The organism is Thermaerobacter sp. FW80 (genome assembly GCF_004634385.1).
GTDB lineage: Bacteria > Bacillota > Sulfobacillia > Thermaerobacterales > Thermaerobacteraceae > Thermaerobacter > Thermaerobacter composti.
In genome coordinates, this window is record NZ_CP037895.1 from 2084766 (window position 1) to 2097403 (window position 12638).

13 protein-coding genes are annotated in these 12638 nt (G+C 75.6%); all 13 read left to right on the plus strand.

Annotated features, from left to right (window positions below; all coding sequences use genetic code 11):
* The first annotated feature begins 10 nt into the window (after nt 1-10).
* The 13 genes from E1B22_RS08660 to E1B22_RS08720 all read left to right on the plus strand — a co-directional run bounded on the left by E1B22_RS08660 (nt 11) and on the right by E1B22_RS08720 (nt 12449).
* The gene (locus E1B22_RS08660; RefSeq protein WP_135225325.1) at nt 11-673 is read left to right on the plus strand and encodes a flagellar brake protein; all 663 of its coding nucleotides are present in this window, start codon (nt 11-13) and stop codon (nt 671-673) included.
* A gap of 72 nt (nt 674-745) precedes the next feature.
* Nucleotides 746-1531, plus strand: a complete 786-nt coding sequence (locus E1B22_RS08665) for a FliA/WhiG family RNA polymerase sigma factor (protein ID WP_135225326.1) — start codon at nt 746-748, stop codon at nt 1529-1531.
* Nucleotides 1528-2025: a hypothetical protein gene (locus E1B22_RS08670; RefSeq protein ID WP_135225327.1), complete on the plus strand. Its 498-nt coding sequence runs from the start codon at nt 1528-1530 to the stop codon at nt 2023-2025. The genes E1B22_RS08665 and E1B22_RS08670 overlap by 4 nt, the downstream gene beginning before the upstream one ends.
* 279 nt (nt 2026-2304) lie before the next feature.
* Nucleotides 2305-2970, plus strand: a complete 666-nt coding sequence (locus E1B22_RS08675; RefSeq protein ID WP_243123277.1) for a hypothetical protein — start codon at nt 2305-2307, stop codon at nt 2968-2970.
* A 182-nt stretch (nt 2971-3152) separates the two neighbouring features.
* Entirely contained in the window at nt 3153-4583 is a 1431-nt protein-coding gene (locus E1B22_RS08680; protein ID WP_135225328.1) for an ISLre2 family transposase, read from the plus strand.
* 276 nt (nt 4584-4859) lie between these two features.
* The gene (gene rpsB / locus E1B22_RS08685; RefSeq protein ID WP_135225329.1) at nt 4860-5561 is read left to right on the plus strand and encodes a 30S ribosomal protein S2; all 702 of its coding nucleotides are present in this window, start codon (nt 4860-4862) and stop codon (nt 5559-5561) included.
* 116 nt (nt 5562-5677) lie between these two features.
* The gene (tsf, locus tag E1B22_RS08690) at nt 5678-6274 is read left to right on the plus strand and encodes a translation elongation factor Ts (protein ID WP_135225330.1); all 597 of its coding nucleotides are present in this window, start codon (nt 5678-5680) and stop codon (nt 6272-6274) included.
* 303 nt (nt 6275-6577) lie between these two features.
* Nucleotides 6578-7300, plus strand: a complete 723-nt coding sequence (pyrH, locus tag E1B22_RS08695; protein WP_135225331.1) for a UMP kinase — start codon at nt 6578-6580, stop codon at nt 7298-7300.
* Nucleotides 7297-7851, plus strand: coding sequence for a ribosome recycling factor (frr, locus tag E1B22_RS08700; protein ID WP_135225332.1), 555 nt, complete (start codon nt 7297-7299; stop codon nt 7849-7851). Before pyrH ends, frr begins: the two co-directional genes overlap by 4 nt.
* Complete coding sequence (locus E1B22_RS08705) at nt 7848-8414, plus strand: PASTA domain-containing protein (protein WP_135225333.1); 567 nt, start codon at nt 7848-7850, stop codon at nt 8412-8414. Before frr ends, E1B22_RS08705 begins: the two co-directional genes overlap by 4 nt.
* 122 nt (nt 8415-8536) lie before the next feature.
* Nucleotides 8537-9697, plus strand: a complete 1161-nt coding sequence (locus E1B22_RS08710; protein WP_243123864.1) for an isoprenyl transferase — start codon at nt 8537-8539, stop codon at nt 9695-9697.
* Nucleotides 9691-10554 carry a phosphatidate cytidylyltransferase gene (locus tag E1B22_RS08715; RefSeq protein ID WP_135225335.1) on the plus strand — a complete coding sequence of 288 codons (864 nt, stop codon included), beginning with the start codon at nt 9691-9693 and terminating at the stop codon, nt 10552-10554. Before E1B22_RS08710 ends, E1B22_RS08715 begins: the two co-directional genes overlap by 7 nt.
* A gap of 683 nt (nt 10555-11237) precedes the next feature.
* On the plus strand, nt 11238-12449 hold the full coding sequence (locus E1B22_RS08720) for a 1-deoxy-D-xylulose-5-phosphate reductoisomerase (protein WP_135225336.1): 1212 nt from the start codon (nt 11238-11240) through the stop codon (nt 12447-12449).
* Nucleotides 12450-12638: the final 189 nt, after the last annotated feature.

Genomic DNA, 12638 nt, shown 5'->3' on the forward strand with positions numbered 1-12638 from the left:
GGACGGGGGGATGGGGGACGTGGAGCCGTTGCCCTTGGAGGTCAACCAGCCGGTGGAGATCGCCTTCGTGGACGAGCCGCCTGCGGGCGTCGGGGCGGGTCCCTACCGGACCCACGTGCTGGCGTCGGGGCCCAGCGGGATCGTCCTGGCGCTGCCCATGGCCCGCCATCGCTGGGTGGTCCCGCGGCCGGGCCAGGCGGTGAAGGTGGTCTACCGGGATCCGCGGGATCGCGGGTCGGATCGCGGGGTGTACGGGTTCGTCACCGTGGTGGTGGAGGCTCGCGTGGAGCCCGAGCCCGAGCTGCACCTGGCCCCGCCAGCGCGGGTCGAACGGGTGCAACGTCGCCACTGGGTGCGTCTCGACGTGCGCCTGCCGGTGCGCCTGGAGCGGGAGGGCGACCCGCCGGAGGTCCTGAGCGGGCACACCCTGGACGTCAGCGGCGGCGGCGCGCGGGTGGCGGTGCCCAAGGCCCCGGCGGTGGGGGAGCATCTCCGGGTCGAGATGGGGTTCCCCGGCTGGGTGGTGCGGGCCACGGCCCGGGTGGTGCGGGTCGAACCGGGTGCCCCGCCGGCCGTCGGGCTGGCCTTCGTCGAGATCGACGGACGCCTGCAGGACCGCATCGCCGGCTTCATCCTCAACGAGCAGGCGCGGCGCCGCCGCCTGCTGGGGTAGCACCGGCGGCGGGACGGGCCGGGGAGGAGGGCCGGATCGGGCGAGAGGCGAGAGGCGGAGGGGGGACGGAGGGTGTCCGCAGAGCTGAAGCAGCGGCCTGATCGGGCGGAGCTGTGGCGCCGCTACCGGGCGACGGCGGATCCGGAGAGCTGGGAGGCGCTGATCCGGGAGCACCTGCCGCTGGTCAAGTACCTGGCCGGGCGGATGATCGTCCACCTGCCGCCGCAGGTGGAGATGGACGACCTGATCGGGTACGGCGTCTTCGGCCTGATCGAGGCGATCCAGCGGTACGACCCCGCCCGCGGGGTGAAGTTCGAGACCTACGCCTACACGCGCATCCGCGGTGCGATGCTGGACGGGCTGCGGGCCATGGACTGGGTCCCCCAGGGTCTGCGCCGCCGGGCCCGGGAGGTCGAGGCGTGCTACCGCCGCCTCGAGAGCCGGCTGGGGCGGCCCGCGGAGGACGCCGAGGTGGCGGCGGAGCTGGGCCTGACGACGGAGGAGTTCGCGGACCTGCTCCAGGACCTGGCCCGGACCACGGTGGTGTCGCTGGACGACGTGCTGCCCAGCGACGCCGACGACCCCGCGGCGGTGCTGGACCGGCTGGCGGATCCGGACGCCGCGGACCCCCTGGAGGCGGCCACGCTGACCGACCTGCGCCGGCGCCTGGCCGACGCCCTGAGGGGGCTCCCCGAGCGGGAGCGGCTGGTGGTGACGCTGTATTATTATGAAGGCTTGACGGTCAAGGAGATCGCCGCGGTGATGGGGGTCAGCCCCTCGCGGGTCTCCCAGCTGCACACCCGGGCGATCCTGCGCCTGCGGGCGCGGCTGCGGGTCGAGGAGGGACGCGGTCCATGAGCGTCGGCGGCGTCGACGGACCCCACCTCCTGCAGTCGGCGACGGCGGCCCAGCGACTCCAGCGCCTGGGGGCGGAGACGGTCCGCGGGGAGGAACAGGCCCAGCGCTTCGCGGCCCTGCTCGGGGAAGCCCGGCGCCAGCAGCGGGTGGGCGACCTGACGGCGGCTTCGCCCGGCGGCCGCACCGGCCGGCGGGCGGGGAACGACCCTGGCCAGGGGGAGGAGGGCGCCGAGGTGCCGTCCTCCCGGCGGGATCGCCGGGGCCACCGGCGCGGCGGCTCGCACCCCGACCCGGAGGACCCGCGCGGGCGCCGCCGTCGGCAGCCACCCCCACCCCGAGGCGGCGGTCGGACCGGGCCAGCCGGCGAGACGGTCTCCCCGGCGCCCGGGCGCACCCCCGCATCCGGGCCCGACCCCCGCGGAGGTTGGGCAGGCTCCCGGCTGGTTCCGGAGGGGATCGCCCTCAAGGGCCAGCGACTGGATCGGACGGTCTAGCGCCGACGCCCGACCCGCCGGTGCCGCACCCGCACCCTGGTCATGTACGCCTGGGCGCGCCGCACCGGTACTAGCACCGACGCCCGACCCGCCGGCACCGCGCCCGCCGACGCTCCGCCCGCCCGTCCCCCGCCCGTCGGCGCCCTGCCCGCCAGGGCCCCGCCCGTCGGCGTCCCGCGCCCCGGCACCCCCGTCTGCGGCGCCCGAACGACCGCCTTCCGCCCCACGGCGCTCCCGGCTTGGACGTCGCCGCATAGGGCGGGACGAGGCTGGCATACTATGCCAGACGGGGGTGAGGCGGTGCGGGGCTTCTGGCTCGGGTTCGCCTGCGGGCTGCTGGTGGCGGCCCTGTTGGCCGGCGCGGGGGTGCAGCGGCTGGTGCACCGCGGCGTGACCGTGGAGGTCGCAGCCGCTCCCCTGGCGGCGGCCGCCGAGGCCGCGGTGGAGGAGACCCTGCGCCAGCAGCTGCCCGCGGTGATCGCCGCGCTGCAGCAGCGGCTGCCGGCCGCCGTCGCCGCCGAGCTGGCCGCCCGCCTGCGGGAGGCCGGCATCACGGTGTACGGCGTTCGCCTCGAACTCCCCCCCGATGCGGCCGCCGCCCTAGAGGGTCACCTCCGGGACGAACTGGCCCGCCAGCTGGAGGCCCAGCTGGACCCCGGGCAGCTGGCCACCTGGTCCGCGCCGTGGAGCCGGCGGCTGGGCCGCGACCTGGTGGACGGGCTGGCTGCGCGGCTCGCCCTCCAGCCGGTGCCCGTCCGACCGGTGGACCGCCTGCCCCTGGCGATCCCCGTCTACATCCGCCTCGAGACCGGCACGCAACCCGCCTTCGGCGCCGCCCTGTCGCGCCCCGCCCCGGCGGGGTCCGGTGCGGGCGGCGCACCCCAACCCGCCGCGACATCCCATCCTTGGGATCCCCAGCGCCTCGTCGCGCCCCACCTGCGGTGAGACCGCGGGCGTCGCGGAGCGGCGGCGCCCCGGGCCGTCCTCGACCCGGGCGCCCGCGCCGCCCGCGGGCGTCCGTGTAACGTTTCGGTAGGTGAGGGTCGAGGCAAATAGAAAAGGCCTCACCCGGAGGCTGTCCCTGCATCGGGACGGCTTCCCCAGCGGCAGTCGGAGGGTGAGGCCCCATGCTCAGCATACACGCTGTGCGCGAACTTTTCCTCCAGACATTGCGGGAACTGGCGGAGCTGGTGACGGAGGACCGATCGTTTGGCGAACTGGAGGAAGCCGTTCAGCGGCTCAGCGGCCGGCTGACACTGCGGCTGCTGGAGTGGGTGTTGGCCGGGATCGATGAGCGACTGATGCAGGAGCGGGACCCGAGCCGATATGAGTGCCTGGATACGCGGGAGCGGGTCCTGGACACGCCGCTGGGCGAGTTGCAGGTGAAGCGACGTTACTACCGGGACCGGGCGACGGGCCAGGGTGTGTTCTTGCTGGATGAAGCACTGGGCTTGGAATCGCGGCGGCGACTGTCGCCGCGGCTGGAAGCGCTGTGCCGGCGGCTCGCGACGGAGATGCCGTATCACCGAGCGACGGCGGTCCTGCGGGAGTTGACGGCGGGGCAGGCACCGGCGCGGGCGATGACGGTGTGGCGGGCGTCCCAACGGGCGGGGCGCCGGTTGAAGGAGGCGGCGGAGCGGCTACGGCGGTCGGTGTTCGTGGAGGGCCAGGTGCCGGAAGGCCGGCGCCGGAGTGCGCAGCTGCATGCCGAAGCGGACGAGGTTTATCTGCGGGGTCGAGGGCAACCGGTGGTGTTGAAGCTGGGGGTCGCGTACGAAGGCAAGCAAGCCGTGGGTTCGAACCGGCAAGCGCTGCGGGAGCGGCGGGTCGTGGCGGGGGTGATGCCGGGGACGGCCTTTTGGGAGCAGGCGAGCGCCTATTGGGGGACGCACCGGGATCTGAGCGCGGTCCAGGCTTGTTACCTCGGAGGCGATGGGGCGCATTGGGTCAAGCAGGGGTTGCAGTACTTCCCCCGCGCGTGTTACCGGCTGGATCCGTTCCACCTGCGGCGAGCCCTGCGGGAGGCGTTATCGCCTTCCGAGGAGACGTACGCCCAGGTGTGCCGGGCCATCGAAGCGGGGGATTGGGCGGGCGTGGAGTCGGCGCTTCGCCAGGCGCTACGGGGGCGGCGTGGTCCGGCGCGGGAGCGCTTGTTGCGGCTGCGCGGCTACTTGCGGGAGCACTGGGACGGGATTGTGGCTTCTGGGGAAGCGCCGCGGCTGGGGGCGATCGAAGCAGAAGTCTTTCACGTCCTTGCACGACGGATGAAACGGCATGGGGCGCGTTGGAGTGAACGCGGCGCCGACCACTTGGCGCGGCTCTTGAGCGAACGCGTGGACCCCCACTGGCGCGCGGTCCTCGGCGGCCGGCCCCTGCAGATTTCGCCCGGCGTGCGGCAGGCGACACGCCAGGCCGTTCAGCGCGTGATGCGCCAGCTCGAGGAGGACCCAGCCCGTTGGCTGCGTGCCCGCATCCCAGCGCTCACCGGGCCGCATGCGACCAAACCCTGGGTTCAGGTGCTGCGCGACCTGGCCCATGTCCACGCACCGGTGGCTTGACAGCCGATTCACCGCTGGGGGCACCCACCGGAACGTGACACGGACCCCGCGGGCGCCTCGCGTTGGCGCCCCGGAAGCCCTGTGATATACTACCGAACGGCTCGCGCCCGGAAACGGGCGGAGGCGGCCCACAGCGGCCGGGTCCCTCGCCCGTGGGCGGCGGGTACGTCGCACGCCTCCGGAGGGGCCGCGGCGGTGCCGGACGCGGGGCAGCGGGCGCGCCGGTCCCGCGGCCCGGTGAAGGGGGCGGAGGAGCAACCGAAGGAGGTGGGGCCGGTGCCGGTCGTGGCCATGAAGCAGCTGCTGGAGGCTGGCGTGCACTTCGGCCATCAGACCCGCCGGTGGAATCCCAAGATGCGCCCCTACATCTTCATGGAGCGCAACGGGATCTACATCATCGACCTGCAGAAGACCGTGCGCCTGCTGGACGAGGCGTACAACTTCGTGCGGGAGCTGGTCGCCCAGGGCGGCCGCATCCTGTTCGTGGGCACCAAGAAGCAGGCGCGCGACGCCATCGCCGAGGAGGCCACCCGCTGCGGGGAGTTCTACATCAACGAACGCTGGCTGGGCGGCACCCTGACCAACTTCGTCACCATCCGCAAGCGCATCGACCGCCTGGTGGAACTGGAGCAGATGGAGGCGGAGGGCCACTTCGAGCGGCTGCCCAAGAAGGAAGTGGCGCGGCTGCTGCGGGAGAAGGCCAAGCTCCAGAAGTACCTGGGCGGCATCAAGGGCATGAAGGACCTGCCCGACGCCATCTACGTAGTCGACCCCCGCAAGGAGAAGATCGCCGTCACCGAGGCGCGCAAGCTGGGCATCCCCGTGGTGGCCATCGTCGACACCAACTGCGACCCCGAGGAGATCGACTACGTGATTCCCGGCAACGACGACGCCATCCGCGCCGTGCGGCTGATCACCAGCAAGATCGCCGACGCCGTGCTGGAGGGCAAGCAGGGCGTGCAGGTGGTGGAGGCCTGAGCCGCACCGGCGCCGGCTGGGGCACGGCGCGGTGGAGCGGCCGCGGCCGCCCAGGGCGGGCGCCGCGACCCCGGCCCGAGGGGGCGACGGGAAGGGAGCGAGGAAGGAGGCCATCCATGGCGGTCAGCGCGAAACAGGTCGCGGAGCTGCGGGCGCGCACCGGCGCCGGCATGATGGACTGCAAGCGGGCCCTCGAAGAGGCCGGCGGCGACATGGAGAAGGCCGCACTGTTGCTGCGCGAGTGGGGCATGGCGGCCGCCGCCAAGAAGGCCGGTCGCGCCACGGCGGAGGGTCTGGTCCACGCCTACATCCACGGCCAGGGCCGCATCGGCGTCCTCATCGAGGTGAACTGCGAGACGGACTTCGTCGCCGCCACCGACGACTTCCGGCAGCTGGTCCACGAGCTGGCCATGCAGGTGGCGGCCACGGCGCCGCAGTACGTCCGGCGGGAGGACGTGCCCGCCGAGGTGGTGGAGCGGGAGCGTGAGCTGTTGCGGCGCCAGGCGGAGGCCGAGGGCAAGCCCGCCCACATCGTCGATCGCATCGTCGAGGGGCGCCTGGACAAGTTCTTCAGCCAGGTCTGCCTGGAGGAGCAGCCCTACATCCGCGACGACTCGATCACCGTGGGCGACCTGATCAAGCAGGCCATCGCCAAGCTGGGCGAGAACATCCGCGTGCGGCGCTTCGCGCGCTTCGAGCTGGGCGGCGCCTGAGGGGCCGCCCCAGGCTGGGCCGTGGCACGGGGGGCGGGGAGCGTGGAGCATGGCGGGACCGAGGGAGGTCGAGCCCGCAGCCGAGGCGGTCCCGGGCCGGCGGCGGAAGCCCGGACGGCGGGTCGCGGAGGAGGCCGCGGCGCGCCTCCGTCGGGCGAGGTGCCGGCCCCCGCGGGTGCACCGGTCGGGGGGGTAGCCGGCGGCTGCGGCGCCGGGCGCCCGGCCGCGGTGGGGACGCCCGCTCGCGGGGCGGTGGGGGCCGGTCCGGCCCCGGCCGAGGCCGCCGGCCGGGGCGACAACGGGATGCCGCGGCCCCGCTACCGGCGGATCATGCTGAAGCTCTCGGGGGAGATGCTGGCCGGCGGCGGGTACGGCATCGACCCCGAGGTGGTCGACTCCATCGCCCGCCAGGTGCGGGAGGTGGTCGACCTGGGCGTCCAGGTGGCCATCGTCGTCGGCGGCGGCAACATCTGGCGCGGCGTGCAGGGCAGCGCCAAGGGCATCGACCGGGCGACGTCGGACTACATGGGCATGTTGGCGACGGTGATCAACGCCCTGGCGCTGCAGGACGCGCTGGAGAAGCACGGCGTCGACACCCGGGTGCAGACGGCCATCGAGATGAAGGAGGTGGCCGAGCCGTACATCCGGCGACGGGCGATCCGCCACCTGGAGAAGGGGCGGGTGGTGATCTTCGCCGCCGGCACCGGCAATCCGTACTTCTCCACCGACACCACGGCGGCGCTGCGGGCGGCGGAGATCGAGGCGGAGATCTTCTTCAAGGCGACCAAGGAGGACGGCGTCTACGACGCCGATCCGCGCCTCGACCCCAACGCCCGGAAGATCGACGAGATCGACTACCTGGAGATGCTCAACCGCGGTCTGCGGGTCATGGACTCCACGGCCACGTCGCTCTGCATGGAGAACAACATCCCCATCCGGGTGTTCGACCTCAGCGTCCCCGGGAACATCCGGCGGGCCGTGCTGGGCGAGAACATCGGCACCTACGTCAGGGGGGATCCCCGGTGATCGAGGACATCCTCCGCGAGGCCCGGGAACGCATGGAGGCCCGGGTGGAGAACTTCCGGCGGGAGCTGGCCACGGTCCGTGCGGGTCGCGCCACGCCTGCGCTGCTGGAGAAGATCCGCGTGGACTACTACGGCACGCCGACGCCCCTGCAACAGCTGGCGACCATCACCGCGCCGGAGCCGCGGATGCTGGTGGTGCAGCCCTGGGACAAGAGCGTGATGGGGGAGATCGAGAAGGCCATCGCCAAGTCGGACCTCGGCGTCAACCCCTCCAGCGACGGCCAGGTGATCCGCATCGTGCTGCCGCCCCTGACGGAGGAGACCCGCAACGAGCTGGTCAAGCGGGTGCGCAAGATGGCCGAGGAGGAGCGCGTGGCCGTCCGCAACATCCGCCGTCAGGCCAACGAGGACCTGGAGGAGCTGGAGGACGAGGGGTTCTCCGAGGACGAGATCCGGCGGGCCCAGGAGCGGGTCCAGGAGCTGACGGACCGGACCATCGCCCGCATCGACGAGCTCCTGGCCGGCAAGGAGAAGGAGATCCGCGAGGTGTGAGGGAGCTCGGCGAGCTGGTCGGCCTGCCCCTGGCGGAGGCGCGCCGGCGCCTGGAGGGGGCAGGCCTCGTCGTCCAGGTGACGGTCACCGCCGCCCCGGACGAACCGGCCCGGCGCCGAGCCCGCCAGGTCGGGCCGCGCGCCACCCTCTGGCGGGTGGTGCGGGCGGAGTGGGCGCGGGCTGGGGCCGGCGATCCCGACGCGGGATCGCCCGGTGCGGACGGTCGGGCCGGATCCGGCCGGCGGCACGGTGGTGCTCCCTCCAGGATCGCCGGCGCCGTCGGCGCGGGGCGCCCGGCCACCATGGGGGGCGAGGGGGCCGGCGCCGCGGCGGTCGGGGGCGGCGGAGCGGTGCCCTGCGGCGGGGAGGCGGACGACGGGGCGCCCGCGGAGGGGACGGACGGCGGGAACGCCGAGGGACCGCGGACGGTGCGGCTCGTGGTGGCCGCCTTCCCCCTGCCGCCGCTGCCGCGGGCCGACCTGGAGGGGGCCCTGGGGGAGGCGGCGCGGGCCAGCTGGGGGCCGCCCACCGCCGGAGAGGGCGGCGGGTCCGAGGGGCCGTGAGGCGTCCCGGCGGGCCGGGAGGCGACCGGGCGGCGGGTCCGGGGGTCGGGGGCCGCCGGGTCGACCGTCGGGTGAAGGGGAGGAAGCCGGTGACCGATCCCGTCACGCAGCGAGGCCCGTCCGTGCCGCCACCGGAAGAGGCGGAGCTGCTGCGCCGCGTCGAGCGGGTCCGGGCCATGGGGCGGATGCCCCGGCATGTGGCCATCATCATGGACGGCAACGGGCGGTGGGCCCAGCGCCGGGGCTGGCCGCGGGTGGCCGGGCACCGGGCCGGGGTCGAGAGCGTGCGGGCGATCGTGCGCTTCGCCGGCGACATCGGGCTCGAGGTGCTGACCCTCTACGCCTTCTCCACCGAGAACTGGCGGCGGCCGCCCGCGGAGGTCCGGGCCCTGATGGGCCTGCTGGTGGAGCACATCCGCCGGGACCTCGACGAGCTCGACCGCAACGGCGTGCAGATCCGGGTCATCGGCGACCCCGAGGGGCTGCCGCCGACGCCGCGGCGGGAGGTGCTCCGCGCCGTCGAGACCACCCGGTCCAATGGCCGCATGATCCTGGTCCTGGCCCTGAACTACGGGGCGCGCTGGGAGCTGGCGCGAGCGGCGCGGCTGCTGGCCGCCAAGGCGGCGCGCGGGGAGATCGACCCCCAGGCCATCGACGAGGCGATGCTGGCCGCCCACCTGCAGACCGCCGACCTGCCGGACCCCGACCTGGTGATCCGCCCCAGCGGTGAGTGGCGGATCTCCAACTTCCTGCTCTGGCAGATCGCCTACAGCGAGCTCTGGTTCACCCCCATTGCCTGGCCCGACTTCCGCCCCGTCCACCTGGTGGAGGCCATCGAGGCCTATGCCCACCGGGAGCGCCGCTTCGGGGGGCTGGGGCCGGGTGCCGGCCGCCCGGGGGGTGCCATGGCGCCGGGGGAGGTGCCGGGATCCTCGCCTCCAGGCCCACCCCGGCTCCGGCCGCCCGCCGACGCCGGGCAGGGCGCGGGAGGGACCGACGGCGGACGCGAGGACCCTGCAGGATGCGGGCCCGCGGACGCCCCGGGGCGGCTCCTGGGGCGGGGCGGCGCCGGGGTCGGCGCCGCCCCGCCCCAGGCGGTGTCGCCGGGGGGCGACACCGGCGGCTGGCCGTGGGCCGACGGTGCCCCGGGTGACGGGGCGGGAACCCCGGCGGGACGCGGCGCAACCCGTGCCCCGGTGACGACGGGCGGCGGCCAGCCCCCGGCCGCGCCGGGCGGGGGTCGCCGCCCCGGCGGCGAGGCCGGAGCCGAGGGACGATGCTGACGGCGCGTCTGGCTACCGCCGCCGTCCTGCTCCCGCCGGTCCTCGCCGCCGTCTGGTGGGGCGGTGGCGCCCTGGCGTCGGTCCTCGCGGCGGTGGGCCTGCTGGCCGGCTGGGAGGCCGCCGGGCTGCTGGCGGAGGCCATGGCTTGGGCGGGCGGGGCGAAGGCCAGCCGGGCCGGGTGGCGCCGGCTGCGGGCGGTGGGCGCTGTGGCGGGGATCCTGCCGATGGGCGCCCTGGCGCTGCTGCCATGGCCGCCCGCGGCGGCCATGGCAGCAGCGCCGCTGGCCGCGGCGGTGGTGGGGGCGGCGGCCGCCGCCCCCACCACCGCCGCCGGGGCGGGCTCGTCGGCGGGCCCGCTGGGAGGCGGGGCGGCGGGCCCGCTGCGAGGCGGGGTGGTGGCGGCGGGGGTGGCCGCGTGGGTCGGGATCCCCCTGGCGTGCGCCCTCTGGCTCCGGCAGGCCGGGCCGGCGTGGCTGCTGGTGCCGCTGGTCATCCTGTGGGTCCAGGACACCGCGGCCTTCTTCGTCGGACGGGCATGGGGACGGCGGCCGCTGGCGCCGCGGATCTCCCCGGGGAAGACCTGGGAGGGCGCAGCGGGCGGCCTGGCCGGCGCCCTGGTGGCGGCGGCCCTTCTGGCAGGCCTGCTCGACCGCTCCGCCTTGGAGCTGCTGCCGGCGGCGGCCGGGACGGCGGTGGCGGGACAGCTGGGCGACCTCTGGGAGTCGTGGTGGAAGCGGCGCGCAGGCCGCAAGGACTCCGGCTCCCTCTTGCCCGGGCACGGCGGCATGCTGGATCGGATCGACAGCCTGCTGCCGGCGCTGGTGCTGTTCGCCGCCTGGATGCGGCCGTGGCGCTAGGGCCGGCGGGGGCGGCGGACGCGGGCGGAGGCCGGCGGCGGGGGGATGGGCGGGGCCGGGCGGTCCGGATTGCCGATCCTGGGGCCCTGATCCAGGGGGCGGCGCCGCGTCGTGGCGGGCGGGGCGGCACATGGGGCGCCGGGGGCGCCGTGGACGTGATGGCGTGCCGGGATGGCCGGGGCGGCAAAGGGTGCGCGGGATACCGTGGACGCGACGGTGGGGCGTGGCGGCCGTAGCGGCCGGGATGGCTGGGGCGGTACACGGGGCGCTCGGGGTGGGGTGCGAGCCACGCCGTGGCCTTCCTACGGTCCAGGGGACCCCGGCGGCCCGGCGGCCGCTCGGGGTACCGTCGGGGCGTCCGGGGTGTCCGTTGGGACGAGGATCCCGACGCCGAGCGGGCCTCGGGACCCGCCCTGGAGCGGACGCCTAGGACGGCGGCAGGCCGTGCCAGTGCGCCGGCTGCGGCCGGAGGCCGTGGCCGCGGCCGTACGGACGAGGCACTGGCGTTCCGCCGGTGCGTCCAGGCCCCGGCACGGCATCGCGGCACCGGGCGATGCCGTGCGGATGGGCCGTCATCGCGCCGCCGGCGCGACCGGCCGGCGACATCCGGGCCCCGGGCGGTGCCGCGCGGGGGGTCGGGGCGGGCGCCTCCGCGGGCGCCCCGAAGGAGGCGGAGGACGGCGATGGGCGAGGGACCGATGGGGGTCGTCATCCTGGGCAGTACGGGGTCCATCGGACAGCAGGCCGTGGAGGTCATCGCCCACATGCCGGAGCGGCTGCGGGCGGTGGCCCTGGGTGCCGCCCGGGACGGCCGGCGGCTGCTGGAGCAGGTGCGACGGCTGCGGCCGGAGGCCGTGGCCCTGGAGGATCCCGACGCCGGCCGGGCCTGGCGGCCGGCCCTGGAGCGGGAGGGCGTCCGGGTCCTGGTGGGCCCGGGCTCCGCGGAGGAACTGGCCACGTGGCCCGGTGCCGAGCGGGTGCTGGTGGCCATCACCGGGGCCGCGGGCCTGCGCCCCACCCTGGCCGCCCTGCGGGCCGGGCGGGACGTCGCCCTGGCCAACAAGGAGTCCCTGGTGGCCGCGGGTGCCCTGGTGACGGCCCAGGCGGCGGCCGCCGGTGTTCGCCTGTTGCCGGTGGACAGCGAGCACTCCGCCCTGTTCCAGTGCCTCGCGGGGCGGTCACCCGCGGAGGTGGAGCGCCTGATCCTGACGGCCTCGGGCGGTCCCTTCCGCGGCTGGCGCCCCGAGGCCCTGCGGGACGTGACCCCCGAGCAGGCCGTGCGCCACCCCAACTGGTCCATGGGCGCCAAGATCAGCGTCGACTGCGCCACCCTGATGAACAAGGGGCTGGAGGTCATCGAGGCGCACTGGCTCTTCGGCCTGCCCGCGTCCCGCATCGGGGTGGTGGTCCATCCCCAGAGCGTGGTCCACGGGCTGGTGGAGCTGCGGGACGGCGCCATGGTGGCGGTGCTGGCGCGGCCGGACATGCGCCAGCCGATCCAGTACGCCCTGTGCTATCCTGAACGTGGGCCCCGGCTGGTGGATCGCTTGGATCTGGCCGCCGTGGGCAAGCTGACCTTTGAGGAACCCGACACCCGCACCTTCCCGTGCCTCGCGCTGGCGTACCGCGCCCTGGAGACCGGGGGGACGGCGCCGGCCGTGCTCAACGCCGCCAACGAGGAGGCCGTCGCGGCCTTCCTGGCCGGCCGGCTGCCCTTCCCGGGGATCGCGGAGACCGTCGCGGCGGTGCTGGACCGGCACCGGGCGCGACCGGTGACGGGTCTCGACGACGTGCTGGAGGCCGACGCCTGGGCGCGGGAGGAAGCTCGAGCCCAGATGGCGGGGCCGCCGCGAACGGCCGTGGGACCCGGGGGCGCGGCATCGCCGCCGGCGTGACGGCGCGGCGTCGGGGGTGCGGGACGCCCGCGGACCCGACGGCGTCGGTGCGAGCCGGCGGAGCCGCGGGGCGGTTCGAGGTGCGCCAGCGGGCGGCGGCGCGGCGGCCCGCCCGCCGCGCAGGGGCCGTGGGCCGGGGGCGGCCGTCCAGCGGGCGACCGCGCGGGAACCGGGGCGGTGGCCGGTCCG

Excerpts from the sequence above, each read along its gene's own strand:
- E1B22_RS08660 (WP_135225325.1), top strand. The coding sequence starts at position 11 with ATGGGGGACGTGGAGCCGTTGCCCTTGGAGGTCAACCAGCCGGTGGAG.
- E1B22_RS08670 (WP_135225327.1), top strand. The coding sequence starts at position 1,528 with ATGAGCGTCGGCGGCGTCGACGGACCCCACCTCCTGCAGTCGGCGACG.
- E1B22_RS08675 (WP_243123277.1), top strand. The coding sequence starts at position 2,305 with ATGCCAGACGGGGGTGAGGCGGTGCGGGGCTTCTGGCTCGGGTTCGCC.
- E1B22_RS08680 (WP_135225328.1), top strand. The coding sequence starts at position 3,153 with ATGCTCAGCATACACGCTGTGCGCGAACTTTTCCTCCAGACATTGCGG.
- tsf (WP_135225330.1), top strand. The coding sequence starts at position 5,678 with ATGGCGGTCAGCGCGAAACAGGTCGCGGAGCTGCGGGCGCGCACCGGC.
- pyrH (WP_135225331.1), top strand. The coding sequence starts at position 6,578 with ATGCCGCGGCCCCGCTACCGGCGGATCATGCTGAAGCTCTCGGGGGAG.
- E1B22_RS08715 (WP_135225335.1), top strand. The coding sequence starts at position 9,691 with ATGCTGACGGCGCGTCTGGCTACCGCCGCCGTCCTGCTCCCGCCGGTC.
- E1B22_RS08720 (WP_135225336.1), top strand. The coding sequence starts at position 11,238 with ATGGGCGAGGGACCGATGGGGGTCGTCATCCTGGGCAGTACGGGGTCC.